The 1,771-nt window shown below is 52.6% G+C and carries 2 protein-coding genes; one reads left to right on the forward strand and one right to left on the reverse strand.

The genetic code is table 11. The features are described 5' to 3' along the window. The first annotated feature begins 5 nt into the window (after positions 1-5). A complete protein-coding gene (locus tag ALO_RS20385) occupies positions 6-1,127 on the forward strand; it encodes an amidohydrolase (RefSeq protein WP_040294063.1) in 1,122 nt (373 codons plus the stop codon). Positions 1,128-1,204: 77 nt separating this feature from the next. Here ALO_RS20385 and ALO_RS20390 read toward each other — a convergent pair. After that, positions 1,205-1,771 (reverse strand): ABC transporter substrate-binding protein (locus ALO_RS20390; RefSeq protein ID WP_004100141.1); only part of this gene is annotated, 567 nt, incomplete at its 5' end.

Here is a 1,771-nt window from a genome sequence, read left to right on the forward strand (position 1 = left end):
AATTCATGAGTACTCATGAAAACACAGTTCAGACAATTTATCAAATACTTCACGCCATGCCGGAAATAGGGTTTCAAGAATTTAAAACAGCCGCTTATTTAGCTGAGGAGTTAAAAGCAGCCGGATTCAGCGTGAAAACCGGGTTCGGCGGCACCGGTATTGTCGGCAGTTATGACAGCGGCCAACCGGGGCCGGTCATTATGCTGCGTGCCGATATGGATGCGCTGGCCCATACGGTTCATGGTGAAGAAAAATGCATTCATTCCTGCGGTCATGACGCCCATTCCGCTATGGTGCTCACTGCTGGAAAAGTCCTTAAAGAAACAGGGATTCCCTGTGGTCAGCTTAAACTATTGTTTCAACCGGCGGAAGAAAAACTGACAGGCGCTTTAAATACCATTGCCGATGGCGCCCTGGAAGGGGTAGACATGGTTTTTGGCATTCACCTGCGTCCCGAGCAGGAAGCGCGGATCAACCAGGCTACTCCGGCCCTTTATCATGGCGCATCCTATATCGCCGAAGCAAAAATTGAAGGTTTAACGGCTCATGGCGCCCGCCCTCATCTGGGGGTCAATGCCATTGACGCGGCAGCAGCCGTAGTCCAGGCTGTCAATGGGATCCGGATCAACCCCGTGGTTCCCTGTACGGTGAAAACGACCAAATTCCAGGCCGGCGGCGCCACATTGAACGCCATTCCCGACCTGGCCGAACTGGCTTTTGACCTGAGAGCCCAGCGCAATGACGTGATGGATGAGCTGATTGGCAAGCTGACCAGAGCGGTGGAGAGCGCCGCAGCCGGTTTCGGCGCCAAAGGAACCGTCACCATAAAAGGCGGTGTGCCGGCGGCGGAGTATAGTGAGGAAATGATCGCCGTCGCCCGTGAAGCCATACAGTCAGTTCTGGGTCCAACCGGACTGCTTGACCCCATTGTCACGCCCGGCGGTGAGGACTTTCACTTTTTCGTCAAGAAATACCCCGCTATTAAGGCCGGCTATATCGGTCTCGGCTGTGACCTTAAACCAGGTCTCCACCACCCGGCCATGTCCTATAATTTAGATGCATTACCTAAGGGTGTGAAAATTTTAGTAGAAGTAGTCAATCGCGCCCTCAGAAAATATGCCGGCTAATCCCCGCAGGGGGAACTAAAAAACCCAGCCCGTCAATCTTGCGATGACGGGCTGGGTTTTCATGTTGCCGGTTACACTTATTGAATGGATTTTTTCAGGTCTTCCGGTATGACCAACCCAATCGCCCGGGCTGTTTGTGGATTGATAATCACTGCTACATCCTCTTGTAAACCGATGGGCATATCTGCCGGCTTTGATTTGCCGGCAAGGATATCGGCCGCCATTTCACCGGCCTGGAAACCAAGTTGATAGAAATTGACCGAAGCGCCGGCGGTCCCGCCGCTTTTAACCGAGGTTTCATCACCGATGAATACCGGTATCTTCGCCGGTACGGTGATCTTGGCAATATTGGGCATGGCGGAAGCAATGGTGTTATCGGTTGGACAATAGATGAAGTCCACTTTGCCCAGCAAGCTCTGGACCGTCTGCTGAATATCATTGACGTTGGTAATGGTGGCTTCTATCACAGTCAGGCCTTTGGCTGCCGCGTATTCTTTCATCTCCTGGACCTGCTGCTGAGAATTTACTTCACTGGAGGTATACAAGGCTCCTACTCTTTTTGCCTGAGGCAGCAGTTTCAACGCCAGGTCGATTTGTCTCCGGGGAGGAATGTTATCGCTGGTCCCGGTCACATTGCCGCCAGG

This window comes from Acetonema longum DSM 6540 (assembly GCF_000219125.1).
GTDB lineage: Bacteria > Bacillota > Negativicutes > Sporomusales > Acetonemataceae > Acetonema > Acetonema longum.

What these genes read in the sequence shown, in the direction of transcription:
- ALO_RS20385 (WP_040294063.1), top strand. Translation starts at nt 6, where the DNA reads ATGAGTACTCATGAAAACACAGTTCAGACAATTTATCAAATACTTCAC.